Here is a 25348-nt window from a genome sequence, read left to right on the forward strand (position 1 = left end):
AACCCTTTTCACGAGGCTGAACAGGATATGCAGGATGCAGCGCCACGTCTGACTTTCACCCACACAGAGATGAAGAGAGGTTCGTGATGAAAATTGGCGTATTTGTACCGATCGGCAACAACGGCTGGCTTATCTCGACCACTGCCCCGCAATACATGCCGACCTTTGAGCTGAATAAAGCCATCGTGCAGAAAGCGGAGCACTACCACTTCGACTTTGCGCTCTCGATGATCAAGCTGCGCGGTTTCGGCGGTAAGACCGAATTCTGGGACCACAACCTGGAGTCTTTCACCCTGATGGCGGGCCTGGCGGCGGTAACCTCGCGCATCCAGATTTACGCCACCGCCGCCACCCTTACCCTTCCCCCGGCAATCGTGGCGCGGATGGCCTCCACCATCGACTCCATCTCCGGCGGGCGCTTTGGCGTTAACCTGGTCACCGGCTGGCAAAAGCCGGAGTACGAGCAGATGGGGATCTGGCCGGGGGACGATTACTTCTCCCGTCGCTACGACTACCTGACTGAATATGTGCAGGTGCTGCGCGATCTATGGGGCACCGGCAAAAGCGATTTCAAAGGCGACTTCTTCACCATGAACGACTGCCGCGTCAGCCCGCAGCCGTCGGTGCCGATGAAGGTGATATGCGCCGGACAGAGCGACGCGGGAATGGAATTCTCGGCGAAATACGCCGACTTCAACTTCTGCTTCGGCAAAGGCGTTAACACCCCGGCCGCCTTCGCGCCCACCGCGGCACGCATGAAAGCGGCCGCCGACAAAACCGGGCGCGACGTGGGCTCCTACGTGCTGTTTATGGTGATTGCCGACGAAACCGACGACGCCGCGCGCGCCAAATGGGAACGATACAAGGACGGCGCGGATGACGAAGCGCTGAGCTGGCTTACCGAGCAGAGCCAGAAGGATACCCGCTCCGGCGCGGACACCAACGTTCGCCAGATGGCCGACCCGACGTCTGCCGTCAATATCAACATGGGCACTCTGGTTGGCTCGTATGCCAGCGTGGCCAGAATGCTCGACGAAGTGGCTGCCGTGCCCGGCGCCGAAGGCGTGCTGCTGACCTTCGATGATTTTCTCACCGGCGTGGAAACTTTCGGCGAGCGCATTCAGCCGCTGATGCAGTGCCGCGCCCACATCCCTGCCGTGACGAAGGAGGTGGCGTAATGACGACCCTCAACGCTCGCCCGGAAGCCATTACCTTAGACGCGCAGCGCAGCGCGCTGATCGTGGTGGATATGCAAAACGCCTATGCCAGTAAAGGCGGGTATCTGGATCTGGCCGGGTTTGACGTCTCCACCACGCAGCCGGTGATTGAGAACATCAAAACCGCCGTGAGCGCCGCGCGTGCTGCGGGCATGCTGATCGTCTGGTTCCAGAACGGCTGGGACGACCAGTACGTCGAGGCTGGCGGTCCCGGCTCACCCAACTTTCACAAATCCAACGCCCTGAAAACCATGCGCCAACGGCCCGAACTCCAGGGCACGCTGCTGGCGAAAGGCGGCTGGGATTATCAGCTGGTGGATGAGCTGGTACCGGAACCCGGCGATATCGTGCTGCCGAAACCGCGCTACAGCGGCTTTTTCAATACCCCGCTCGACAGCCTGCTGCGCAGCCGGGGCATTCGCCATCTGGTCTTTACGGGCATTGCCACCAACGTGTGCGTGGAGTCGACCCTGCGCGACGGCTTTTTCCTCGAGTATTTTGGGGTGGTGCTGGAGGATGCCACCCATCAGGCCGGGCCGGATTTTGCCCAGAAAGCCGCCCTGTTCAATATCGAAACCTTTTTTGGCTGGGTCAGTAACGTCAATGATTTCTGCGACGCGCTGGATCCCCCGCTCGCCCACATCGCCTGAGGAGAACCGCTATGCCGAAATCCGTGATTATTCCGCCGGGCACCAGCACCCCGATTGCCCCGTTTGTCCCCGGCACCCTCGCCGACGGCGTGGTGTATGTCTCGGGCACGCTGCCGTTTGATAAAGACAACAACGTGGTGTTTATCGATGACCCAAAGGCGCAAACCCGCCACGTGCTGGAGACAATCAAAACCGTGATCGAAACGGCGGGTGGGACGATGGAGGACGTGACCTTCAACAGCATCTTTATCACCGACTGGAAAAACTACGCCGCGATTAACGAGATTTACGCGGAGTTTTTCCCCGGCGATAAACCGGCGCGGTTTTGCATCCAGTGCGGGCTGGTAAAGCCCGAAGCGCTGGTTGAAATTGCCACCGTTGCGCACATCGCGAAGTGAGGCGGCCATGAAACTGTCCATTTCACCGCCCCCCTTTGCGGGCGCGCCCGTGGTGGTACTGATTGCCGGGCTCGGCGGCAGCGGCAGCTACTGGCTGCCCCAGCTCGCCGTGCTGGGGCAGGAGTATCAGGTGGTGTGCTACGACCAGCGGGGCACGGGGAATAACCCGGATACCCTGCCGGAAGACTACACCCTCGCACACATAGCCGACGAGCTCGCGCTGGCGTTAGCCGAGGCCGGGATCGCCCGTTACTGCGTGGTCGGTCACGCGCTGGGGGCGCTGGTCGGCCTGCGGCTGGCTATCGATAAGCCCGACGCCCTCACCGCGCTGGTCTGCGTCAACGGCTGGCTGACCCTCAATGCCCATACCCGCCGCTGTTTTGACGTTCGCGAACGCCTGCTGCATGCGGGCGGCGCGCAGGCGTGGGTAGAAGCACAGCCGCTGTTCCTCTACCCGGCAGACTGGATGGCCGCCCGCGCCCCGCGGCTTGAGGCCGAGGAGGCGCTGGCGCTGGCCCATTTTCAGGGCAAAGCCAATCTGCTGCGCAGGCTGCATGCCCTGAAGCAGGCCGATTTTAGCCGCCACGCTGCACGCGTTCGCTGCCCCGTGCAGATTATCTGTTCCACCGACGATCTGCTGGTGCCGTCCGTCTGCTCCGCTGAACTGCACGCCGCCCTCCCGCACGCCCGCAAAACGGTCATGCGCCAGGGCGGGCATGCCTGCAACGTGACCGCGCCGGACACCTTTAACACTCTGCTGCTGAACGGGCTTGCCAGCCTGCTGCACAGCCCAGAACCCGCTTTGTAAGGAGCTTGAATGAGCGAAGCCATCACGCCCGCCGCGCTGGAAACGCTGTTTACCGGCGCACGTACCCATAACGGCTGGCTGGATATACCGGTCAGTGACGAGACGCTGCGCGAGATTTATGACCTGATGAAATGGGGGCCGACGTCCGCCAACTGCTCCCCGGCGCGCATTGTGTTTGTGCGAAGCCCGGAAGGAAAAGAGAAGCTGCGCCCGGCGCTCTCCAGCGGCAACCTTGAGAAAACGCTCACTGCCCCGGTCACGGCGATTGTCGCCTGGGACAGCGAGTTTTATGAGCGCCTGCCTGAACTGTTCCCACACGGCGATGCCAGAAGCTGGTTTACCTCCAGCCCCGCGCTGGCGGAAGAGACCGCCTTTCGCAACAGCTCAATGCAGGCCGCGTACCTGATTTTCGCCTGCCGCGCGCTCGGGCTGGACACCGGGCCGATGTCGGGTTTTGACCGGGAAAAAGTGGACGCGGCCTTTTTCACGGGCACGCTACTCAAAAGCAATCTGCTGATTAACATCGGCTATGGCGATACGACCAAACTTTACGGACGCCTGCCGCGTCTGGCCTTTGACGATGCCTGCGGGCTGGCGTAAGGAGCGAACGTGATGACACCGGATAAACAAACCTTTCGCGACGCTATGGCCTGCGTCGGCGCAGCGGTCAATATCATTACCACCGACGGCCCGGCAGGCCTGGCGGGCTTCACCGCCAGCGCGGTATGCAGCGTCACGGATTCCCCGCCTACCCTGCTGGTGTGCCTGAACCGCGGCGCGTCGGTCTGGCCGATTTTCAGCGAGAACCGCACCCTGTGCGTTAACACGCTGAGTGCCGGACAGGAGCCTTTATCCAACCTGTTTGGCGGGAAAACGCCGATGGCGGACCGCTTTGCCGCTGCCCGCTGGCAGACAGGCGACACGGGCTGCCCGCGTCTGGAAAATGCGCTGGCCTCGTTCGACTGCCGCATCAGCCAGGTGGTGAGCGTTGGCACTCACGACATTCTGTTTTGCGACATTGTATCCATCGTACGCCACCCGGCGCCGCAAGGGCTGGTGTGGTTTGACCGCGGCTATCACGCACTTATGCGACCCGCCTGTTAATCCGCCTTCAGGAGACAGATCATGTTCGGACTTCCCCACTGGCAGTTGAAATCGACCTCCACAGAAGCAGGCGTGGTCGCGCCGGATGAAAGGCTTCCGCTCGGGCAGACCATGGTGATGGGCGTGCAGCATGCGGTCGCGATGTTTGGTGCGACGGTGCTGATGCCCATGCTGATGGGGCTGGATCCTAACCTCGCCATTTTGATGTCGGGTATGGGTACCCTGCTGTTCTTTTTTGTCACCGGCGGGCGTGTGCCCAGCTATCTGGGCTCCAGCGCCGCCTTCGTGGGGGTGGTCATTGCAGCGACCGGGTTTAACGGTCAAGGTATTAACCCCAACCTGAGCGTGGCCCTCGGCGGCATTATCGCCTGTGGGCTGGTCTACACCCTGACCGGTCTGGTGGTGATGAAAGTCGGCACGCGCTGGATCGAGCGGATGATGCCCCCCGTCGTCACCGGGGCGGTGGTGATGGCGATAGGCCTGAACCTCGCGCCGATTGCGGTGAAGAGCGTATCCGGCTCACCATTTGAAAGCTGGATGGCGGTGATAACGGTGCTGTGCATCGGCGTGGTGGCGGTCTTTACGCGCGGCATGATCCAGCGTCTGCTGATCCTGGTCGGGCTGATTGCGGCCTGTCTGGTCTACGCGCTGCTGGCGAACGTGTTCGGTCTCGGCAAACCGGTTGATTTCACACTGATTCACCAGGCCGCCTGGTTCGGCCTGCCGCAGATGACCTCCCCCACCTTTAACGCTCAGGCGATGATGCTCATCGCGCCTGTCGCGGTGATTCTGGTGGCTGAAAACCTGGGCCACCTGAAAGCCGTAGCGGGAATGACCGGGCGCAATATGGATCCGTATATGGGGCGGGCGTTTGTGGGAGACGGTCTGGCGACCATGCTCTCCGGCTCGGTCGGCGGCAGCGGCGTGACGACCTACGCGGAAAACATCGGCGTGATGGCTGTGACCAAAGTCTACTCGACGCTGGTCTTCGTGGCGGCGGCGGTGATGGCGATGCTGCTCGGCTTTTCCCCGAAATTCGGCGCATTGATCCACACCATCCCGGCCCCCGTGATTGGCGGCGCCTCGATTGTGGTATTTGGTCTGATTGCCGTGGCAGGGGCACGTATCTGGGTGCAGAATCATGTTGATCTGAGCCAGAACGGTAACCTGATCATGGTGGCGGTAACGCTGGTGTTGGGGGCGGGTGATTTCGCCCTGACGCTGGGCGGATTTACGGTGGGCGGGATTGGCACGGCGACCTTCGGCGCGATCCTGCTCAATGCCCTGCTGAGCCGCCGGAAAAGGGATGTACCGCAAGGAAAAGCCATCACCCCCTCCACCTGAAATACGTGCCGCTTTCTTGCCGGGTGACGCTACGCTTACCCGGCCTACAATTGGCAAGTAGGCCCGCGCAAGCGAAGCGCCGCCGGGCTAAACGGGCAGGCTGCGCGTTATTAGCTATCTGCCCCTTGTTCAGCGCTCAATCCGGCAGTCGCCTTACGTCGTTTTTTTAACTTCAACTCGCTCACCAGCACCCCGGCGATAATAAACGCCGCGCCCACCAGCGCCAGCAGGGGCAGACGTTCCCCGGCGAGTCGCCCGAAAATACCCGCCCATACCGGTTCACCGGTATAAATGACCGTCGCCCGAGTTGGGGATACGCTGCGCTGCGCCCAGTTCATGGTGACCTGGATAATGGCGCTGAAAATGCCCAGCCCCAGCGCCACGACGATAAGCCCGGTAGACATCGGCGGGACGGACTCCCCTGCCGGCACCATCGTCGCGAACGCCACCAGCGACGCGGTGGTAAGCTGCACCACCGTCACCCGCTTGACGTCCACTTTTCCTGCCCAGGCGCTAATCAGGATAATTTCTGCCGCAATGGCGACGGCCCCCACCAGAGTGATGATCTCCCCCGGCCCCAGCGCCAGCAGATTATTTTCCGGCCCGGCTAATAAAATAAGGCCGATGAACGCCAGCACGATGCCAATGCACGACATCAAGCCCGGCATTCTGCCGAGGCACAACCACTGCAACAGCGGCACCAGCGGTACGTACATGGCGGTGATGAAGGCGGATTTACTGCTGGAGATAGACTGGAGCCCCCACGTTTGCAGGCTGTAGCCCATGGCAATCGCCACACCAATGGCGACACCCGCCTTAAGCTCTCTCAGGGTCAACCCGCGCAGGGTTTTCAGCGAAATAAGCGCCACGGCAATCGCCGCGGTTGCAAAGCGCAGCCCTACAAAGAAAAACGGATCGCTCATCGTGACCGCGTACTGAACGGCAAGAAAGGTTCCGCCCCAGAACATGGTGATCAAAATCAGGATCGCTTCCTGAGGCTTAATGGAGAAGGTAAAACGGGAAACGGACATGGGACACCAGCACGAAGAATCAATCCTGTAGTGTGCGTTGCCTTTGATGACAGTTCAATGCAGCAGACATAAAAAAACCGCCGGGAAACCCGGCGGCAGGGAGTTAACCCGGCGTACTACTTGTTGCTGCCGTGGCTATTTTTACCCCCTTTTTTACCAGCCTCTGATGCGCGCTGAGGGTCGTTTTTGAAGTTGCCCCCGCTAGACTGGCCACCTTTACGACCTGCTTCTGATGCTCTTTCACGGTCTTCAGCGAAATTACCTGAACCACCACGATGGTTTGCCATCTCTAACCTCCAGAGTGTGAAACATTAGACATCATATTGCATTCAGTAAAAGAGGATTCTTTCACCTCGCGGCTCAAGGACAGTGCCTTTATCTGTGCCGCGTGAAACTAAGCTTAGTGTAATGCGGCTATCCGGCAAGCGAGAGGTAATATTCTGCAACATGATCTCAGCCTTTCGTATGAAATATCGGGGAAGTCATTCATAAGCTGTTCTTATATTTTGAAAAATCCGCGCCGCGAAAGTTGTTTCATTTTGCTACAAGGCGCGTAACCAAAAGATATTGTTATATATCAAAGAAATGCCGTTCATTTTTGCAGTCTGGCTGTGATGTCATATCTTTAAAGGAACGCAGCGATCCGCTGTAAGAAAAACCAACGAGGAGTGATGCAAAATGGCAAAAGTTCTGGTGCTCTATTATTCCATGTATGGACACATTGAAACCATGGCTCACGCAGTAGCAGAAGGCGCAAACAGAGTAGACGGCGTTGAGGTCGTGGTTAAACGCGTACCGGAAACCATGCAGGCGGAAGCCTTCGCCAAAGCCGGGGGGAAAACACAAAACGCCCCGGTCGCCACCCCGCAGGAGCTCGCGGACTATGATGCCATTATCTTCGGCACCCCGACCCGCTTCGGCAATATGTCCGGCCAGATGCGCACCTTCCTCGACCAGACGGGCGGGCTCTGGGCCTCCGGCGCGTTATACGGCAAGCTGGCCAGCGTGTTCAGCTCTACCGGCACGGGCGGCGGCCAGGAGCAGACGATCACCTCCACCTGGACTACCCTTGCCCATCATGGGATGGTGATTGTGCCGATTGGCTACGGCGCGCAGGAACTGTTCGATGTTTCCCAGGTTCGTGGCGGGACACCGTATGGCGCGACAACCATTGCCGGTGGGGATGGTTCTCGTCAGCCAAGCAATGAAGAACTTTCAATCGCCCGCTATCAGGGTGAATACGTCGCGGGTCTTGCCAAAAAACTGAACGGCTAACCCAACAGGAGGACAAGTATGCCAACTCAAGAATCCAAAGCTCACCACGTGGGCGAATGGGCAAGTTTACGCAATACCTCTCCGGAGATTGCCGAAGCCATCTTTGAAGTCGCCAATTATGACGAAAAGCTGGCTGAGCAGATTTGGGAAGAAGGCAACGATGAAGTGCTGGTTCGCGCCTTCGAAAAAACCGACAAAGACTCGCTGTTCTGGGGCGAGCAAACCATCGAACGTAAAAACGTCTGAACGTTCCCCCCGCCCACGCGGGGGGTTATCTTCTATTTCGCCGCGTTGTTCATCACCGCATTGAATTTATCGACAGGACAGAAGCCGTTGCCATCCACCGGACAGCCCTTCAGCTCCAGCGTCACGCGCTGCGCAGGGGATTGCAGCGACAGTACGCTGGCGTTACGCAGCTGATCTGAACTCTGGTAGACATACTCAATTTTCATCAGTTCCTGATTAGTGTTTTTGTCACGCCAGCGCTGGAAGACAATTTTACCGCCAATCGGGGTGCGTTCCTGCTGGTCGTGCAACTGGTAAGGCCTGAAGTCCAGCGCGGTCAGCAGCGAGGCGATGTTGGAGTCGTGCCCCACCAGCAGGGTGATTTTTGGCGCTTTTGCCTGGTCGGTCACCAGCGCTTTATCAATGTACTTCACCAGCGGTTTAGCCACGTTCTGCGCCACCTCCGTCGACGTAAACAGCGAGTCCTGATAGCCGTTTTTCAGCTTCGACAGTACGCGCCACTGCTGATCGGTTTTGATTTCCCCCCAGGCCACCTGGACTGTCGGGAAGCCTTCGTAATACTGAAGCGTGAACGCATCCACCAGCGAGTTACCCACCTTCAGCGGCCCGGAGACGCCCGGCTCTTTTTCATAATCGGCGCTGAACGTATCTTTCGCCTCCGTCAGGGAGCAGACTTTTTTCTCCTTGCAGGACGGCGAGTCGCTGTAGTTTGTCAGCTGTTCCAGCAGTTTGTAGCTTTCATCCAGCTGCATTTTCTGCCGTTCCGTCTCCATCGCTTTCAGCGCTTTCTCACGAAACTCAGGGGAGTTATCGGTAATGACCGGATTGAAGGTGGGGTCCATGGTGCCCATTTTTTCCTGGTGATGCACAGGAACATCGCACCCCGGGAACGCGCCGGTGATAAAGAACTGCGCGGTCGCCACGGTGCGCTGGAGGCTGTTGGCGTAGGCATAGACGGCATCCGCTGGCGGGCATTCACCCGTCTTCACCATCCCCTGCTCTGCCAGCCACTCGCGCATATAGTGACCCATATACACTTCCAGTACGCCACCTTTGGTGGTGAGCTGTCCACCCGGGACGTCCCACTCCGGCCACTGCTTCGGCGTGGACTGCTCCAGCACGCTGCCGTTATTGGCAAGCGGCGCGCGCAGGTTGTGGCGGCTCATGATGAGCACCTGTTCCAGCTGATAGCCGTCCGGCGTGTCCTGCGCCTGTGCGCCAAAGGTCACGGAAAGGGTACCTGCCACGGCAACTGCGAGTAGTGCTTTTCTCATCCCTAATTCCTCACACGTTTTTAATGTCGCCCTGAGTGTGACAGATCCGTGACAGGTTTTTCGGGAAGCATTTCTCAAACTGATGATTAACGTGCTTACGGCGTGTGCCGATGAGTTTTATAAAAAAACCATACCCCACCGGAGAATTCGCTGTGAAACGTACCCGCCTTGAAGAGAGCACCTGCCCCGTCGCCCGTTCGCTGGATATTATCGGCGACTGGTGGTCGCTGCTGATTGTTCGCGACGCGCGCTACGGGGTCGCAGTCGATATTCTGGTGGCCTATCTCACCGATGAAGCGGGGATCCGCGCTACGTAAAACAGTAGCCTAACGCTGAAGCTGGTCGCCGTATTCGCTCATCCAGGCGGCCAGCGGCGAGAGTGCGTCCTGAAGGGTTAGCCCCAGCTCGGTGATCTGATACTCCACGCGCGGCGGGATCTCCGGGTAGACCGTTCGCGTCACCAGCCCGCGCTGCTCAAACAGGCGCAGCTGCTTCGTCAGCTCTTTCTGGGTGATGGGGGCAGCGGCCCGCAGCAGATCGCCAAAGCGAACGGGCGTATTGAACACAATCAGGCGATAGAGAATGGGGATCGCCCACTTACCGGAAATCAGATTCACAAACTGCGTCATCGGGCAGGTATACGCCTCAGATTTTTTTTCGCAGCACGCTTCCAGCAGCTCTGCCATTTCACACCTCTTGCCTCGTTAGTATCCATTTGGTACCTGGTTTCCTTTCGATACTAACGTTTCTATAGTGCTTTCTCCAGAGACATTTCAGGAGAAGAACATGGGTCGTTTAACCGATAAGTATACGTTGATTACCGGCGGCACCAGCGGTATCGGTCTCGCCACCGCGCAGGCGTTTATCGCCGAAGGGGCGCGCGTCGCCGTGACCGGACGCAACCCGGATACCCTCGCCGAAGCAGAGCGCATTCTGGGCGATAAGGCCTGGGTGATCCCAACCGACGCAGGCGATATTTCGTCGCAAAAAGCGCTGGCGGAGACCCTCACCGCCCGCTGGCCACGCCTGGATGCGGTCTTTCTCAACGCCGGTGACGTAACGCACGCGCCGCTGGAAGTCTGGCAGGAAGAGGCCTGGGACCGTCTGATGAACATCAACCTGAAGGGACCGTTCTTTTTAATTCAGGCGCTGCTGCCGCTGCTGAATAACCCATCCTCGGTGATCCTCTGCGGCTCCGTGAGCGCGCGCATCGGCCTGCCCACCAGTAGCGCGTATGCCGCGAGCAAGGCCGCCGTGCTGTCGCTGGCGCGTACACTGTCGGCGGAGCTGCTGCCGCGCGGGATCCGCGTCAACGGTCTGAGTCCCGGTCCGGTGGAAACCCCGGCGTTTACGAAAACGGGCTTAAGCGACGAGGCGCTTAACGCGATGATGGCAGAGGTCATTAAGCTGGTGCCGCTGGGCAGAATGGGCTCGACGACCGAGCTGGCAAAAGCCGCACTCTATCTGGCCTCCGACGAGTCGAGCTACACGGTAGGAACGGAACTGCTGGTGGACGGCGGAATGGGGAGCCTGTAATTCAAAAGGCGCTGATGCCGGTGACCGCGCCGACATACAGCGCCGCCCACGCACAGGCGGAAAGCAGGCTGACGGCGTAGACCTTGACGGCGTTCAGCCTGAGCATCCCGGCCGCCAGCGGGACGATGTAACGCAACACAGCCAGGAAGCGCGACGTAAAAAGCACGATGACCCCGTTCTTTTGCAGCTGATGCTGGACCCGCAGGAACTTATTGGCATGCTTTGAGGTGAAGCGCGTGACCATCCGGGTATGCCCCATCAGTTGGCCGATATGGTAATTCAGCACCGAACCCGCCGTTGCCCCCATCACCACGGCGAGCCACGTCAGCGCAGGATGCATGCTCCCCTGGCTGACGGTAATGCCCGCCAGCAGCATCACCGACGCGGGCGGCAGCACGGAGGAGATCAGCACCGTCGATTTGCTCAGCGCCATCACGAATAACAGCACAAACAGATGTGCCGGATACAGCGCAAAATGATTCAGCAGGTTATCAAACCATGTCATTTTCCCCTCCCCCGTTAATAATTTAATTGTCCATTTAAAATGAATAACCTTAAATAAACCCTCAACATTTTATTAATAAGATTTACCTAAACCGTTCTTAAACATTATTTAATTTTCTGAGCACTAAATTTAAACAGGCGTATTATCCCTCTCGTTTTACAACGATCTCGTTATGGCGAGGCTCCTGTACAAATACACGTTATCGCTCTGGTGGGTTCGAGAGAACCGGCACAGGGTAAAACAGGCACTGTCGAATCAAGGCTTTGTCAGTATAACTTCCCTTGTGGGATACGGTGTACAGTGCTGAACCCAGGACGTGGGGATCTCCTTTCCGACATGCCCTGTCTTGCTCGCCCCTGAGAGATTTTATTATTCAAAGGGAATTTACTATGTCTTACGCTATTCACAACCAAAACCTGGCTTTTAATGACAGCGCCATCGCGCAATATATGAATACCGATTTTATCGTTATCGATATTTCATTATGCGTAGCTCTGGCACGCGAGCAGTTCTTTGAAAAATTAAAAGATGATGATATTCCGTCGCATATTTTTATCGAAGATAACGGTCGCCTCGCGGGTTTAATCGCCGTACGCAAATTATTGCAGGCCACGGACACCGTGCAGCCTGTTAAGGGGTTGATGATATCGGATTTTATTCAGCTCAAACCGGAAGATGAGCGGGCGGATGTCGCCGGGCTGCTGGCGCACGCGGGTGCGGATGTAGTGCCGGTGGTGACCCACGGCAAGCTGGTGGGCTGCCTTACCGAGCGTGAAATCGCCCATCTGCTGGAAGATGACGTTACTGAAGATGCCCAGCTTCAGGGGGCGACGCTGCCGCTGGAGAAGCCCTATCTGGAAACCAGCGCCTTCAGCCTGTGGAAGAAACGCTCCGTCTGGCTGCTGCTGCTGTTTGTTGCGGAAGCGTATACCAGTTCGGTGATCCAGCATTTTGAAGAGGCGCTGGAATCTGCCATCGCGCTGGCGTTCTTTATTCCGCTGCTGATTGGCACCGGCGGAAACAGCGGGACGCAGATCACCTCGACGCTGGTGCGCGCCATGGCGCTGGGTGAAGTCCACCTTCGCGATGTGGGTCGCGTGCTGCGCAAAGAGATCAGCACCTCGTTAATGATTGCCGCCACGCTGGGTCTGGCGGGCTGCGTTCGCGCCTGGATGATGGGTATTGGGATGGAAATCACGCTCATCGTCAGCCTGACGCTGGTCTGCATTACGCTGTGGAGCGCCATCGTCTCGTCGGTGATCCCGATGGTACTGAAACGCTGCAAAATCGATCCGGCGGTGGTCTCCGCACCGTTTATCGCCACGCTAATCGACGGGACCGGGCTGATTATCTACTTCAAAATCGCGCAGTATACGCTGGGGCTGGAATAACGAAAAAACCCTGCGATATTGCTATCGCAGGGTTTTCGAATTTGGCGGAAGCGTAGAGATTCGAACTCTAGAACCCTTTCGGGTCGCCGGTTTTCAAGACCGGTGCCTTCAACCGCTCGGCCACGCTTCCAAAGTGAGGCGCACTATAAACATCTCTGAGCATGATGTAAAGCACGAAATTGCATAACATTACACGTCTTCCGTCCTCCCCTTCCGTCCCGCTGATTTCTTCGCCATCGACTGGCTAAAATGTAAACATTTATTTTTACATTCATAACGTTTATTAGATTCGCGGGTGGTCATTTAGACTCTTTTTCGTACAACACCCATTAACCGTGGATCACTGCGATAAGAGATTAGCCATGGCTTTATTTAACGACGATTATGAATTTTTTATTTATCAGTGATAACTATTACCTTTGCCATGGTGTATCAAGCTCCCTGACATCAACCCATTTGATTCGCGATGACGCGGATATTCACGATCTTGATGGGGTCGATCAGGCGATGGATTTTATCATTGCGATTGAACAGGATAAGTTACGCAATAAAACCATTCGGCAGGTCAAAAAAGTTAAGCGTGATTACATTGTCCTGATGCATGAGATAGAAGCCAACCGCGCAGTGAGAATCGATAATATTATCTATTCGTCGATGCATTTTACTGCTCACCCTTTTCAGCAGCTGATGCGCTTTTACCGGGCGCTCAGAACACACTCCTTTACGCGACGCGAATATGACGTGCTGAAGCTGTTTCATTTGGAAAACCATGAGATCGCGAAAAAGCTGCAATTGTCACAAAAAACGACCAGCACCTACCGCGTGAGGATCCTCGAGAAATTAAATATGCGCTCAAAAAACATTCTGGCGATGACCCGTGTAAAATCGGCGATCGTCGATTAAAAGCTGTGACATTTTGCCTTGCCACGGAAAAACCGGGCCGTCACGTTTCGCCCTGAGGGGGTTTGGCTGGCGCGGTATACCAGTTCTCTTTGGCAACCATTACGCTGCCCTCTGGCTGCATAACAAAATTCGGGGACATGATCTGCACGTTAAATTCGTTAAACACATCCTGTATCTGGCTATGCAGTTCATTGCGGGCAACCGCGAGTGACTGTTCGGGCAGCAGACGGACCTGCAATTCGTAAGCGATATACCAGTCCATTAACCCTAACTGGCGTACCAGCGGCGGCTCGGAAAGGTCAATCCCTTTTGCCCGTTTCGCGGCCAGCTCCAGCATGGCATGCACCTGACGCCATGGGGTGTCATAACCGATCGTGACGCTGACCGTCAGATTGAGGCTGCCATCGGGCTGTAGCGCGCTCAGATTGGTGATCTTACCGCTCACCACCACCGCGTTGGGCACGGTAACGACATAATTTTCCCGGGTAATAATTTTGGTCGCCAGCATGCCAATTTCACTGACCTTGCCTTCGTTATCCGCCACCCGAATGACATCGCCTTTGCGCAGAGCGCGGGAGTAAATCAGGACCAGACCGCTCATGGCATGGTTCATCACCCCTGCCGAGCCCAGCGTTAACATCAGGCCAAAGAAGACGCTAATACCTTTAAACGCCAGCGAGTTTGCACCGGGAAGAAACGGCCAGGCGGCGGAGAGAGCAAATAGCCAGACGGCAACGGAAATGAGCTTACGGGTAGCCCCCACGGTTTCCGGATGTACGCCGGGAAGTTGCAGACGACCAGCCTCCACCTGATTGAGCACCATCCTGAGAAGCTTCAGAATAAAAGCGGTAATGAGGAAAATGATCAGCACAATCGTCAGCCCCGGCAAGGCCGAGACAATCGCCAGGGCGATTTGCTGCACCACGCGAAGCGTCCAGTCTCCCAGCGACGTGCCCCACACCCGCGTCCACGGAAATAGACTGAATGCCCAGCTCAGCCAGACGTAAAAGCCGATAAACCCCAACAGGAACATCAGCAAGGCGTAAAGCCGAATCTCAATAGCGCCAATGTACCGCCGCCAGCTTTGCGGCACCCGGCTGCGATTCTCCACAATACGCCGACGGTAGACGCGCCGGAACCAGCGCCAGGAACGCCACGCGCCATAGCAGAGCAGCAACAGCCCCAGCAGGCCAGCGGCAGTTTTTACCGTAGACAGCGCCAGCCAGCCGGTATCGTATTGATCGCGCAGCGCCATTCTCTGCGCTTCCATGCGCGCCAGCACGCGCTGTGCGGCCTGATCGAGGGTAAGATCGTCCCCTTCGTCCAAATCCCCTTCGGTCAGCAGCATCACAGGTTTACCGTTCATCACTATCAGCCGTCCCTGCTGGTTATAGCGGGTCACGGGGACGATGCTGAGCGGCTCACGCACATCCGCCTCGGTAAAATTGCGCAGGGTGTTGCGGATGCGTAAAACGCGCTCTTCCGGCGTGGTCAGGCCAAATTTCGCCTGTAGCATGACGATGGGCTGATGAAAGATATAGACCGTACGGGCGCGCTCCTGCTCCGTAGGCGCCTGGCGGGGCTCTGCGGCATACGATGAGAAGCCGCTCAGGGCGGCAAAACAGAACGCAAACGCGAGCAGGATCTTTTTCATCCTTACTACCCCAGGTCAGAAATCTTGTTATTTTTCAGGCAACCCGCGAATGCCAGGTGGGTATGTTGAGAATAGTCCAGCCTTTCGTTTCTGCAACAAGCGACGGTGAGCGTGTTGCTCTCAGTCACAATATATGTATTATGTTATAACATAACAATTTCGGATTGCGTTCTATGTTACTTAAAAATGGGTTATTTCTGGCTTCACTGCTCTCCATGGCGCCTGCCGCTTTCGCCGCAACCACCTGGCCCCTCACGATTGAAAATTGCGGCGTTAAGCAGACCTTTACGCAGGCTCCTCAGCGCGTCGTGACCGTGGGTCAGCATGAAACAGAATTACTGCTCGCACTGGGGCTGGAGAAAACGATCGCCGCGACGTCAGTCTGGTTCGGCAAGCTCCCGGCCCCGCTGGAGGATGCCGGGAAAAACCTCCCCAGGCTTGCGGATAATTCCCCCTCCTTTGAGGCCGTGGTAGGGCAGAAACCTGAACTCGTTCTCGCACAGTATCACTGGCACATTGGTCCGCAGGGAGAAGTGGGAACCCGTGAGCAGTTTGCGTCGCTGGGGATTAATACGTGGATCTCCCCTGCCGACTGCACGGATAAAACGGTAACGGAAACCTCAAACGCAGACGGAGCACGTAGCGCGCCGTTTTCACTGGCGGAAATTACACGGGAAGTGAAAGATCTGGCGACGATTTTTGATGTTTCCGCGCGAGGTGAGCAGCTCAATCGTGCGCTGGCGGAGCGTATTAAAAAGGCCCAGGCGCGCGCCTCCGCGAAACCGCTTAGCGTTGTATTCTGGTTCTCCAGCAGCCGTCTGAATGGCGATCCCTGGGTGGCCGGGAATTACGGCGCGCCTGGCTGGATCAGCCGCACGCTGGGGTTGAAGAACATTATTGACTCTCACGACGAATGGCCCGCTGTAACATGGGAACATATAGCCCGATCGCAGCCGGACGTGATTGTTATCGCCGGGATGTCCCGCAGGCTCTACCCTGCCGATGACGTTGAGGTAAAAAAAGCGTTCTTGCGCAGTGACCCGGTGACAAAGAACATGCCTGCGGTCAGGAACAACCACATCATCGTGGTGCCAGCGATGTCGTTAAACCCTTCATTGCGTAACGTCGATGCGGTTGAGCTTATCAGCGATCGGCTGGCTTCTTTCCAGGATGAACAATGAGTCATTTCGCTTTTGACCGCCGCCAGCAGGGTTTACTGGCAGCAGGTGCCATGGCGCTGCCGCTGATGCTGGTCTTTGCCGCCAGTATCGGTGATATGCCGGTGTCGTATGCCAGTACCGGGAAAGCGATCCTCAACGGACTGGGTTTGACCTCTTATGCGTTGCCGCAAACGGAGGAAGGTATCGTCTGGCAATATCGCATGAGCCGGGCAGTAATGGCCGCGTGCAACGGCGGCGGCCTGGCGTTGTGCGGGCTGGTGTTACAGTCGATCCTGCGTAACCCTCTGGCTGAGCCTTATCTGCTGGGGATTTCCGCGGGCGCATCGCTGGGGGCCGTCTGCGTGATGCTTCTCGGCATCGGGGGGAGCGTGATTGGCGTAAGCAGCGGTGCGTTTGTCGGCTCGTGCGCCGCCTTTGCGCTCATCATGGTGATTACGAACGGGATGAGTGAAAGCCCGTCGCGCATTTTGCTGGCTGGCATTGCGGGCACCCAGCTCTTCAACGCCATGACCGCGTACGTCGTCAGTACGTCCGCCAATGCCGAGCAGTCCCGTAGCGTCATGTTCTGGCTGCTGGGAAGTCTGAGCGGCGTGCGCTGGCCTGACGCGCTGCTGGCGCTGGCCGTTACGCTTGCGGGTTTACTGGTGGTATTGCTCTTTTCACGGGCGCTGGACACCTTCACCTTCGGGGATGAGGTCTCCACCACGCTGGGGATCCCGGTTACCGCCGTGCGTATTGTCTTATTGCTGACCTGTGCCATTGTTACCGCAACGCTGGTGAGCGCCACGGGCGCAGTGGGGTTTGTCGGGCTGGTCATTCCCCATGTAACGCGCATGCTATGTGGGCCGGGCCATCGTCTATCTATCCCGCTGACGTTTCTTATCGGCGCCCACTTTATGATCCTCGCCGATATCGTCTCACGCACGCTGATTGTGCACCAGGTTCTGCCCATCGGGGTGGTGACTGCGCTGGTGGGCGCCCCCGTCTTTGTGGCGTTGCTTTATCAAAACCGAAAGGAGCATCCATGAATATTACCGTGGCCGGGTTGACCGTAACCCGACAAGCGCAGACGGTGCTTAAGGATATCGATCTCGACCTGCCATCCGGGCAGATTATCGGCCTGTTAGGGCCAAACGGCTCGGGCAAGTCGACGCTGCTGCGCTGTCTCGCCGGGCTGTTTCCACGACTCAGCGAACGCGTGGCGCTTAATGGCACAACGCTCGGCATGATGCCGCTGAAAAAACGCGCGCAGCACATGGCGTTTGTCCCGCAACATGCTGAGGTCGACGGAGAACTGACCGTTGAGGACATTGTCAGACTGGGGCGTACGCCCTACCGGAAAACATTCCAGAAAACCTCGCGCGACAATGAGGCTGCGGTTGAGCAGGCGATTGGCCTGATGCAGTTATGCCGCTTACGCCAGCGGCGATGGCACTCTTTGTCTGGCGGAGAGCGCCAGCGAAGCCAGATAGCCCGCGCGCTGGCCCAGCAGCCGCAGGTGCTGTTGCTCGATGAACCGACAAACCACCTGGACATTCAGCACCAGCTGGAGCTGATGCGGCTCGTTTCACAGCTGCCGCTTACGGTGGTGGTTGCACTGCACGATCTCAATCTTGCGGCCAATTATTGCCAGCGTCTGATCCTCCTGAAGGCCGGGCAGATCGCCGCCACGGGCGCGCCAGAAACGGTTCTGACGCCGGCAAACATCGAGGACACCTGGTGCGTAAAAGCTCAGGTCTGCAAGGCCGACGCCGGGATCACGATAAGCTATAACATGGTGGCATGACGGAAGCCTGGCGCAAAAGCAAAAACCCCTGCGATATTGCTATCGCAGGGGTTTCGAATTTGGCGGAAGCGTAGAGATTCGAACTCTAGAACCCTTTCGGGTCGCCGGTTTTCAAGACCGGTGCCTTCAACCGCTCGGCCACGCTTCCTAAGTGAGGCGAACTATAAACACCTCACCGCGCGCTGTAAAGAGTGCGCGCATTCGTTCGCTTTAAAAATAGCCAAAATGCGTTTAATCGGTTGAATAGACGACAGATTGGCCGTTTTGGCAGCATAATATCCACTGCGGATCGTTAGTGCTTTTTGATGTACATATCTTTGGTGTAGTAGTACCCGAGCTTGTCTGGCGTGAAGCCCCCTACCCACGGTTTCACCAGGTGCGTGCGCACGTAATGATAGACCGGGATCGCCGGTACATCCCGTCCCAGCAGATCTTCTGCCTGCTGGTAGAATTTACCGCGCTCCTCCGCCGTTTTCGATTTCGCCGCGTTCACCAGTGCCCGATCGTAGTCCGGATTGCTGTACTGAGTGGTGTTTTGGCTGTCCCCGGTACGGAAGTTGTTCAGGAAGGTTGCCGCATCGTCGTAATCGGCAATCCAGGCGTAGCGTACCGCGTCAAAGTTATGGGTGTGCATGGTATCAAGCATGGTTTTCCACTCCTGATTTTGCAGCTTCGCCTCCACGCCGAGGTTCTTCTTCCACATTGAGCTGGCGGCAATGGCAATACGCTGGTGCGATTCCGAGGTGTTATAGAGGAGATTAAAGCTGAGCGGATGGCTGTCGTTAAATCCGGCTTCGGCCAGCAGCTTTTTCGCCTCGGCAATGCGTTTATCCATCGGCCAGCTGGCGTAATCCGGGTTCTGGAGCTTGACGCCGCCAATATCCGGCTGGCTGATCAGCCATGCCGGGCGCTGGCCCTGCCCTAATACTTTCCCGGCGATGATGTCTTTATCCAGCGCCAGGTTCAGCGCCTTGCGCACGCGGGCGTCGTTGAACGGCGGCCGGGTGGTGTTGAACTGATAATAATAGGTGGCAAGCTGCGGTGAAACGTCCAGCTCGCTCCCCAGCGTTTTCTTCAGCTGAGCAAACTGGTTGATCGGCACCGTGTAAACAATGTCGATTTCGCCCGCTTTGTAGCGGTTGACGTCAGCAGCTTCAGAGGAAATGGGCAGATAGGTCACCTTGTTGATGACGGTATGTTCGTTATCCCAATATTTCGGGTTACGCACCGCCACAATGCGTTCGTTAACCACCCACTGTGACAGTTTATAGGCCCCGCTGCTGACGAAGTGCTCCGGTTTGGTCCACTTATCACCGAAACGGCCTACCAGGACTTTATCAATTGGCACCAGAGACGGGTGAGCCAGCATCGCCAGGAAAGCGGCGTTAGGTTGCGTGAGCGTAACTTCCAGCGTGGTGTCATTGATGGCTTTCACCCCCAGCGACTCGGGCGCTTTTTTGCCTTCTGCGATATCAGTGCCGTTGACGATACGCATACTACCGGGATAGCTGGCATACGGAGAGGCGGTTTTCGGGTCGACCAGCCGCTGCCAGCTCCAGACAATATCTTCCGCGGTGATGGGGGTTCCATCGCTCCAGGTAATGCCCGGACGCAGATGGAACGTCCAGACGGTGTTGTCTTTATTTTCCCATTTCTCCGCCAGGCGCGGCTGGATTTCACCTGCCGGAGAGACGCTGACCAGCCCGTCGAATAAATCGCTGATAATATTGAATTCGACATCGCTTTCGACTTTATGCGGGTCGAGCGAGGCGGGTTCACTGCCGTTGTTCCTGACCAGTTCCTGCTTATCTGCCAGCTGGGTTCCTGCCGGCACGTTAGCCGCCCAGGTTGCCGTGCTGGCGCACAGGATCCCTGCGGTTAACAAAGAGAGTGTAAAGTGCGTGCGTGTTTGTGGTTTCATTTCCTTCGCCTTATTGTCTGTTTTTATGACGATCCGGAAATAACTCTTAGCGGCCTTAGGGAAATAACGCAATATTTTTCAGTGACCTATAAGAGGTTGATCTGAATACGCCCTACAAACCGCACTTCATTCTGAGTATAAAGGCTTTGCCAGAATAAAAAACCAGTATAATCCCTAAGGGGCTGAGTAAAGATGGGTAAAACCACTTTGCGTCTGCCGCGCCGTTTCCTATTCTTTGCGCTAATTACATCTGTCATAAGAGAGTGACTCATGGATCGTATAATTACTTCTTCACGCGACCGCACATCGCTACTCAGCACCCATAAGGTGCTGCGCAATACCTATTTCATGCTCAGCCTGACGCTGGCGTTTTCGGCGATTACCGCGACGGCCAGCACCGTACTGATGCTGCCTTCTCCGGGCCTGATCCTCACGCTGGTAGGTATGTACGGTCTGATGTTCCTGACCTACAAAACCGCGGATAAACCGGTGGGTATTCTCTCCGCGTTCGCCTTTACCGGCTTCCTGGGCTACATTCTGGGGCCAATCCTGAATGCCTATCTGTCTGCCGGAATGGGCGACGTGATTGGTATGGCGCTGGGCGGTACCGCGCTGGTGTTCTTCTGCTGCTCGGCCTACGTGCTGACCACCCGTAAGGACATGTCCTTCCTTGGCGGTATGCTGATGGCAGGTATCGTGATTGTGCTGGTCGGTATGCTGGCGAACATCTTCCTGCAATTGCCTGCGCTGCATCTGGCAATCAGCGCGGTGTTTATCCTGATTTCATCCGGCGCAATCCTGTATGAAACCAGCAACATCATTCACGGCGGTGAGACGAACTATATCCGCGCCACCGTGAGCCTGTATGTGTCGCTGTACAACATTTTTGTCAGCCTGCTGAGCATCCTGGGCTTCGCCAGCCGCGATTAACTCACCGTGCTGTGAACAGGGCCCCGCTTATGCGGGGCTTTGTTTTTTTGGTAGACTTAGGCGGTTTTTGACTAACGTGTGAATGAATATGTTGAGTTTTGAAGGCAAAGAGATCGAAACCGATAACGACGGTTATCTGAAAGAGAGCAGCCAGTGGAGCGAAGCGCTGGCGGAGAAAATTGCGGAAAACGAAGGAATTATCCTCTCCCCGGAACACTGGGAAGTGGTGCGCTTCGTGCGAGAATTTTACCTTGAATTCAACACCTCGCCGGCTATCCGCATGCTGGTCAAAGCCATGGCGAATAAATTTGGCGAAGAGAAAGGCAACAGCCGTTATCTGTATCGCCTGTTTCCGAAAGGCCCGGCTAAACAGGCGACAAAAATCGCCGGCCTGCCAAAGCCGGTAAAATGCATTTAATAGCGAATACTGAAGTTAGCGTATTCCCGGTCGGGTTGATGCGGTTCCGTTAGCACCTTATCAACCCGCGCGCTGCGCGGTCCGCCCGCTTTCAGCCACGCCACCAGCTTCTCAACCCGATCCGCCTCACCGCAGGCCACAACCTCCACGCTGCCATCATCCATGTTACGCGCATACCCTGTCAGCCCGAGCTGAAGGGCTTCGCGCTGGGTGCTGTAGCGGAATCCGACGCCCTGTACAAGGCCATGAACCCAGGCAATGGTGCAAACATTTGACATCATCCTTCTCCTTATCCGACTGGCGCGTTGCATTTCCTCACTGAAGTCGGGAAAATGGCGGCCATTTCATTGGAATCGACAGAATAGCAAATTATGAGTGTACGTTTAGTGTTAGCCAAAGGGCGCGAGAAGTCATTACTGCGCCGTCATCCCTGGGTCTTTTCCGGCGCGGTTGCCCGCATGGAAGGTAAAGCCAGCCTCGGTGAAACCATCGATATTGTTGACCATCAGGGGAAATGGTTAGCACGCGGCGCATACTCGCCAGCATCTCAGATCCGCGCGCGCGTCTGGACGTTCGATAAAGAAGAAACCATCGATATCGACTTCTTTGTCCGTCGTTTGCAACAGGCGCAGCAGTGGCGCGAGTGGCTGGCAAAGCGTGACGGGCTGGACAGCTATCGTCTGATTGCCGGAGAGTCCGACGGGCTGCCGGGCGTGACCATTGACCGCTTCGGCAATTTCCTGGTGTTGCAGCTGCTGAGCGCCGGGGCGGAATACCAGCGTGCCGCGCTGATTAGCGCCTTGCAAACCCTGTTCCCGGAATGTGCCATTTACGACCGCAGCGACGTGGCGGTACGTAAAAAAGAGGGCATGGAGCTGACGCAAGGCCCGGTCACCGGCGAACTGCCGCCTGCCCTGCTGCCTATCGAAGAGCATGGCATGAAGCTGCTGGTGGATATCCAGGGCGGCCATAAGACCGGTTATTACCTCGACCAGCGTGACAGCCGTCTGGCAACGCGCCAGTACGTTGCCGATAAACGCGTGCTGAACTGCTTCTCTTATACCGGCGGCTTTGCGGTCTCTGCCCTGATGGGCGGCTGTGCTCAGGTGGTGAGCGTCGACACCTCACAGGAAGCGCTGGACGTGGCGAAGCAGAACGTTGAGCTGAATAAGCTGGATCTGAGCAAAGCGGAGTTTGTGCGCGACGACGTATTCAAACTGCTGCGTAAATACCGCGACCAGGGCGAGAAATTTGACGTAATCGTGATGGACCCGCCGAAGTTTGTTGAAAACAAAAGCCAGCTGATGGGCGCCTGCCGTGGCTATAAAGACATCAACATGCTGGCGATCCAGCTGCTGAACCCGGGCGGCGTGCTGCTGACGTTCTCCTGCTCTGGCCTGATGACGACAGATTTATTCCAAAAAATCATCGCCGATGCCGCAATAGATGCGGGTCGTGATGTACAATTTATAGAGCAGTTCCGTCAGGCCGCCGATCACCCGGTGATCGCTACCTACCCGGAAGGGCTGTATCTGAAAGGGTTTGCCTGTCGCGTCATGTAACTTGAAAAGAGAAATATTGCCCGCACATAGTGTGTATGTAATGTTTCCCGGGAGGTGACTATGATTGCCAGCAAATTCGGTATCGGCCAGCAGGTCCGCCACACCTTGCTTGGATATTTGGGTGTGGTCGTGGATATCGACCCGGAGTATTCCCTTGATGAACCGTCAGCAGACGATCTGGCCGTTGACGCAGAGCTTCGCGCCGCGCCCTGGTATCATGTGGTTATGGAGGGCGACGATGGTCAGCCTGTCCATACCTATCTTGCCGAAGCGCAGCTGAGTGGTGAACTACAGGATGAGCATCCGGAACAACCCACTATGGACGAGCTTGCTCAGACCATCCGCAAACAGTTACAGGCACCAAGACTGCGCAACTAAAGGTGTAAAAAAGCCCGTCAAACGGGCTTTTTTTATTTTGCCAGCCCCAGACGGGGAATATCGATTGCCGGACAGCGATCCATCACCACCTTCAGCCCGGCATCGCGCGCCAGCACGGCCGCCTGCTCATTAATCACGCCCAGCTGCATCCACAGCGTTTTCGCGCCGATGGCAATCGCCTCCTGCGCCACGCCCCAGGCCGCCTCTGAATTGCGAAAAACGTCCACCATATCCACCTTTTCCGGCACGTCCGCGAGCGTCGCATAGCCCTGCTGGCCCAGCAGCGTTTTCCCCGCCACCTTCGGCGAGACCGGGATCACGTGATAACCCTGATCCAGAAGGTATTTCATGACCCGATAGCTTGGGCGATCCGGTTTATCGCTCGCGCCGACCAGCGCAATAGTGCGCGTGGACGTCAGAATTTCGACAATGTCGTTCTCTTTCATGCTTTTCCTCCTGGCTTTTTTCAAAGTGTACGTCAAAGCGGACATCTCAACCACGCATCCCATACAGAAGTATGAGGGCAAAACGGCAGAATATGTCTATATGTTAGTAAACGTGTTTGTCGAAAACTTTTGATACATTCTTACCGGGTAGTTTGTCTACAGGAGTCTGCTATGAAAACCGGCATTGCCTGGGCTATGGTTGCGTTAATCATGCCGGTTTGTGTTTTCGCAACCACCCTCAGACTCTCAACCGACATTGACCTGCTGGTGCTGGACGGGAAAAAAGTCTCCAGCTCCCTGCTGCGGGGTGCAGACAGTATCGAGCTGGATAACGGCCCGCACCAGGTGGTTTTTCGGGTGGAAAAGACCATTCGCCTCGCCGACAACGAACAGCAGGTGTACATTTCGCCTCCGCTGGTGGTCAGCTTTAATACCCAGCGTATCAGCCAGGTCAATTTTCGTCTCCCGCGCCTTGAGACAGAAAAGGAGTCACTGGCATTTGATGCCTCGCCGCGCATTGAACTGGTGGACGGGGACTCCATGCCCATCCCGGTAAAACTGGATATTCTGGCGCTGACAAAAAGGCCAAAGGGAACAGACTATGAAGCGGACACCGAGACCTACAACAGGGCCAGCGGGCGCGCCTCGCTGCCCCAGTTCGCCACCATGATGGCGGATGACAGTACCCTGCTTTCGGGCGTATCGGAGCTGGATGTACTCCCCCCTCAGTCGCAGACCCTTACTGAGCAACGCCTCAAGTTCTGGTTCCAGAATGCCGATCCGGACACGCGCGCCCGTTTTCTGCAATGGGCGAAGCAACAACCTTCGTCGTAAGCCACATTTTTTCGTCCTTTCTCTTGCAGCATCAGCCAGTTCCCGTCATCGTGTAACGAGGTAACCTCACGGATAAGATTATGGAACTGACAACACGCACACTTCCGGCGCGCAAGCACATTGCTCTGGTTGCGCACGATCACTGTAAACAAATGCTGCTTAACTGGGTTCGTCGCCATCAGCCTCTTTTACAGCATCATGCCCTTTCTGCCACGGGAACAACCGGCAACCTGATCCACCGCGAAACCGGTCTGGAAGTGAATGCCATGCTGAGCGGCCCGATGGGGGGTGACCAGCAGGTAGGTGCTCAGATTTCAGAAGGTAAAATTGACGTTCTGATTTTCTTCTGGGATCCGCTGAACGCGGTTCCGCATGATCCGGACGTTAAAGCGCTGCTGCGTCTGGCGACGGTGTGGAACATTCCGGTAGCCACCAATCTTTCAACGGCAGATTTCATCATTGAATCGCCGCAGTTTAACGATCCGGTGGAGATTTTGATCCCGGATTATCAGCGTTATCTTGCGGAGAGACTGAAGTAGTTTTTTGCCCGGTGGCG

Annotated in this window: 30 protein-coding genes, 2 tRNA genes, 1 pseudogene and 1 riboswitch; of the genes and pseudogenes, 22 read left to right on the forward strand and 11 right to left on the reverse strand. The window is 56.7% G+C overall.

The genetic code is table 11. The features are described 5' to 3' along the window. Positions 1–86: 86 nt before the first annotated feature. Genes rutA through rutG form a run of 7 tightly spaced genes read left to right on the forward strand, consistent with a single transcriptional unit; the run spans position 87 to position 5521 of the window. Entirely contained in the window at positions 87–1178 is a 1092-nt protein-coding gene (gene rutA / locus SK62_RS12955) for a pyrimidine utilization protein A (RefSeq protein WP_003858092.1), read from the forward strand. After that, entirely contained in the window at positions 1178–1867 is a 690-nt protein-coding gene (gene rutB / locus SK62_RS12960; RefSeq protein WP_039271147.1) for a pyrimidine utilization protein B, read from the forward strand. The genes rutA and rutB overlap by 1 nt, the downstream gene beginning before the upstream one ends. Positions 1868–1878: 11 nt before the next feature. Beyond that, entirely contained in the window at positions 1879–2265 is a 387-nt protein-coding gene (rutC, locus tag SK62_RS12965) for a pyrimidine utilization protein C (RefSeq protein ID WP_015570870.1), read from the forward strand. A gap of 7 nt (positions 2266–2272) precedes the next feature. Continuing rightward, entirely contained in the window at positions 2273–3073 is an 801-nt protein-coding gene (rutD, locus tag SK62_RS12970; RefSeq protein ID WP_039271149.1) for a pyrimidine utilization protein D, read from the forward strand. 9 nt (positions 3074–3082) lie between these two features. Next, positions 3083–3673, forward strand: a complete 591-nt coding sequence (locus SK62_RS12975; RefSeq protein WP_017693662.1) for a malonic semialdehyde reductase — start codon at positions 3083–3085, stop codon at positions 3671–3673. Positions 3674–3685: 12 nt separating this feature from the next. Further along, the gene (gene rutF / locus SK62_RS12980; RefSeq protein ID WP_015570873.1) at positions 3686–4177 is read left to right on the forward strand and encodes an NADH-dependent FMN reductase RutF; all 492 of its coding nucleotides are present in this window, start codon (positions 3686–3688) and stop codon (positions 4175–4177) included. Positions 4178–4198: 21 nt separating this feature from the next. Continuing rightward, positions 4199–5521, forward strand: coding sequence for a pyrimidine utilization transport protein G (gene rutG / locus SK62_RS12985; RefSeq protein ID WP_017384776.1), 1323 nt, complete (start codon positions 4199–4201; stop codon positions 5519–5521). A gap of 110 nt (positions 5522–5631) precedes the next feature. On the opposite strand, the gene SK62_RS12990 is transcribed toward rutG, so the two are convergent. Beyond that, positions 5632–6552: a DMT family transporter gene (locus tag SK62_RS12990; protein WP_017384777.1), complete on the reverse strand. Its 921-nt coding sequence runs from the start codon at positions 6550–6552 to the stop codon at positions 5632–5634. Positions 6553–6668: 116 nt separating this feature from the next. Continuing rightward, a complete protein-coding gene (locus tag SK62_RS12995) occupies positions 6669–6839 on the reverse strand; it encodes a con-10 family general stress protein (protein ID WP_001273664.1) in 171 nt (56 codons plus the stop codon). A gap of 391 nt (positions 6840–7230) precedes the next feature. Between SK62_RS12995 and wrbA the strand changes: the two genes are divergently transcribed. Continuing rightward, entirely contained in the window at positions 7231–7827 is a 597-nt protein-coding gene (gene wrbA / locus SK62_RS13000) for an NAD(P)H:quinone oxidoreductase (protein WP_006809323.1), read from the forward strand. A gap of 18 nt (positions 7828–7845) precedes the next feature. Continuing rightward, complete coding sequence (locus SK62_RS13005) at positions 7846–8073, forward strand: YccJ family protein (protein ID WP_006809324.1); 228 nt, start codon at positions 7846–7848, stop codon at positions 8071–8073. A 32-nt stretch (positions 8074–8105) separates the two neighbouring features. On the opposite strand, the gene agp is transcribed toward SK62_RS13005, so the two are convergent. Next, on the reverse strand, positions 8106–9347 hold the full coding sequence (agp, locus tag SK62_RS13010) for a bifunctional glucose-1-phosphatase/inositol phosphatase (protein ID WP_047719343.1): 1242 nt from the start codon (positions 9345–9347) through the stop codon (positions 8106–8108). A 152-nt stretch (positions 9348–9499) separates the two neighbouring features. Between agp and SK62_RS23200 the strand changes: the two are divergent. Continuing rightward, a pseudogene (locus tag SK62_RS23200) lies at positions 9500–9607 on the forward strand (winged helix-turn-helix transcriptional regulator); the annotation flags it as partial. Between the two features lie 66 nt (positions 9608–9673). Here the strand turns inward: SK62_RS23200 and SK62_RS13020 are convergent. Further along, a complete protein-coding gene (locus SK62_RS13020; RefSeq protein WP_017384779.1) occupies positions 9674–10033 on the reverse strand; it encodes a winged helix-turn-helix transcriptional regulator in 360 nt (119 codons plus the stop codon). 100 nt (positions 10034–10133) lie between these two features. Between SK62_RS13020 and SK62_RS13025 the strand changes: the two genes are divergently transcribed. Then, positions 10134–10883 (forward strand): SDR family oxidoreductase, encoded by a 750-nt coding sequence (locus tag SK62_RS13025; protein ID WP_023296282.1) that lies wholly within the window; start codon positions 10134–10136, stop codon positions 10881–10883. Position 10884: 1 nt separating this feature from the next. Here SK62_RS13025 and SK62_RS13030 read toward each other — a convergent pair whose 3' ends face one another. Further along, positions 10885–11388 (reverse strand): DedA family protein, encoded by a 504-nt coding sequence (locus SK62_RS13030; RefSeq protein WP_015570881.1) that lies wholly within the window; start codon positions 11386–11388, stop codon positions 10885–10887. Between the two features lie 159 nt (positions 11389–11547). After that, a riboswitch (M-box (ykoK) riboswitch) is annotated at positions 11548–11717 on the forward strand. Between the two features lie 60 nt (positions 11718–11777). Between SK62_RS13030 and SK62_RS13035 the strand changes: the two genes are divergently transcribed. Next, on the forward strand, positions 11778–12779 hold the full coding sequence (locus tag SK62_RS13035) for a magnesium transporter (RefSeq protein WP_015570882.1): 1002 nt from the start codon (positions 11778–11780) through the stop codon (positions 12777–12779). A gap of 42 nt (positions 12780–12821) precedes the next feature. Here SK62_RS13035 and SK62_RS13040 read toward each other — a convergent pair. Further along, positions 12822–12909: transfer RNA gene (locus tag SK62_RS13040), tRNA-Ser, on the reverse strand. 254 nt (positions 12910–13163) lie between these two features. Here SK62_RS13040 and SK62_RS13045 point away from each other — a divergent pair. Then, positions 13164–13682: a LuxR C-terminal-related transcriptional regulator gene (locus SK62_RS13045; RefSeq protein ID WP_003858117.1), complete on the forward strand. Its 519-nt coding sequence runs from the start codon at positions 13164–13166 to the stop codon at positions 13680–13682. Between the two features lie 40 nt (positions 13683–13722). Here SK62_RS13045 and SK62_RS13050 read toward each other — a convergent pair whose 3' ends face one another. After that, complete coding sequence (locus SK62_RS13050; protein WP_047719342.1) at positions 13723–15336, reverse strand: mechanosensitive ion channel family protein; 1614 nt, start codon at positions 15334–15336, stop codon at positions 13723–13725. Positions 15337–15509: 173 nt separating this feature from the next. Here SK62_RS13050 and SK62_RS13055 point away from each other — a divergent pair, with 173 nt between their 5' ends. The 3 genes from SK62_RS13055 to SK62_RS13065 are packed head-to-tail and all read left to right on the forward strand — an operon-like array spanning position 15510 to position 18303. Further along, entirely contained in the window at positions 15510–16517 is a 1008-nt protein-coding gene (locus SK62_RS13055) for an ABC transporter substrate-binding protein (protein WP_047719341.1), read from the forward strand. Further along, entirely contained in the window at positions 16514–17545 is a 1032-nt protein-coding gene (locus SK62_RS13060) for a FecCD family ABC transporter permease (protein WP_017384785.1), read from the forward strand. The genes SK62_RS13055 and SK62_RS13060 overlap by 4 nt, the downstream gene beginning before the upstream one ends. Further along, positions 17542–18303 carry an ABC transporter ATP-binding protein gene (locus SK62_RS13065; RefSeq protein ID WP_047719340.1) on the forward strand — a complete coding sequence of 254 codons (762 nt, stop codon included), beginning with the start codon at positions 17542–17544 and terminating at the stop codon, positions 18301–18303. The genes SK62_RS13060 and SK62_RS13065 overlap by 4 nt, the downstream gene beginning before the upstream one ends. 60 nt (positions 18304–18363) lie before the next feature. Here SK62_RS13065 and SK62_RS13070 read toward each other — a convergent pair. Both SK62_RS13070 and SK62_RS13075 read right to left on the reverse strand, forming a co-directional pair. Further along, positions 18364–18451: transfer RNA gene (locus SK62_RS13070), tRNA-Ser, on the reverse strand. Between the two features lie 144 nt (positions 18452–18595). Further along, positions 18596–20224, reverse strand: a complete 1629-nt coding sequence (locus SK62_RS13075) for an ABC transporter substrate-binding protein (protein WP_023296279.1) — start codon at positions 20222–20224, stop codon at positions 18596–18598. Between the two features lie 270 nt (positions 20225–20494). On the opposite strand from SK62_RS13075, the gene yccA reads away from it, so the two are divergent. Both yccA and tusE read left to right on the forward strand, forming a co-directional pair. Continuing rightward, positions 20495–21154 (forward strand): FtsH protease modulator YccA, encoded by a 660-nt coding sequence (gene yccA / locus SK62_RS13080; protein ID WP_003858127.1) that lies wholly within the window; start codon positions 20495–20497, stop codon positions 21152–21154. A gap of 88 nt (positions 21155–21242) precedes the next feature. Then, positions 21243–21572: a sulfurtransferase TusE gene (tusE, locus tag SK62_RS13085; RefSeq protein ID WP_047719427.1), complete on the forward strand. Its 330-nt coding sequence runs from the start codon at positions 21243–21245 to the stop codon at positions 21570–21572. On the opposite strand, the gene yccX is transcribed toward tusE, so the two are convergent. After that, positions 21569–21850: an acylphosphatase gene (yccX, locus tag SK62_RS13090; RefSeq protein ID WP_023296278.1), complete on the reverse strand. Its 282-nt coding sequence runs from the start codon at positions 21848–21850 to the stop codon at positions 21569–21571. The genes tusE and yccX overlap by 4 nt on opposite strands. Positions 21851–21943: 93 nt before the next feature. On the opposite strand from yccX, the gene rlmI reads away from it, so the two are divergent. After that, entirely contained in the window at positions 21944–23134 is a 1191-nt protein-coding gene (gene rlmI, locus SK62_RS13095; RefSeq protein ID WP_015570890.1) for a 23S rRNA (cytosine(1962)-C(5))-methyltransferase RlmI, read from the forward strand. A gap of 60 nt (positions 23135–23194) precedes the next feature. Next, positions 23195–23512, forward strand: coding sequence for a heat shock protein HspQ (gene hspQ, locus SK62_RS13100; protein WP_003858136.1), 318 nt, complete (start codon positions 23195–23197; stop codon positions 23510–23512). A gap of 32 nt (positions 23513–23544) precedes the next feature. On the opposite strand, the gene SK62_RS13105 is transcribed toward hspQ, so the two are convergent. Beyond that, positions 23545–23958, reverse strand: a complete 414-nt coding sequence (locus tag SK62_RS13105; RefSeq protein ID WP_006809337.1) for a CoA-binding protein — start codon at positions 23956–23958, stop codon at positions 23545–23547. Between the two features lie 171 nt (positions 23959–24129). Between SK62_RS13105 and SK62_RS13110 the strand changes: the two genes are divergently transcribed. Then, entirely contained in the window at positions 24130–24792 is a 663-nt protein-coding gene (locus SK62_RS13110; RefSeq protein WP_047057585.1) for a curli synthesis inhibitor, read from the forward strand. 80 nt (positions 24793–24872) lie between these two features. Continuing rightward, the gene (gene mgsA, locus SK62_RS13115) at positions 24873–25331 is read left to right on the forward strand and encodes a methylglyoxal synthase (RefSeq protein ID WP_003858146.1); all 459 of its coding nucleotides are present in this window, start codon (positions 24873–24875) and stop codon (positions 25329–25331) included. The last annotated feature ends 17 nt before the right edge of the window (positions 25332–25348 follow it).

This window comes from Enterobacter sp. BIDMC109 (assembly GCF_001037885.1).
GTDB classification, from domain to species: Bacteria; Pseudomonadota; Gammaproteobacteria; order Enterobacterales; family Enterobacteriaceae; genus Enterobacter; species Enterobacter hormaechei_C.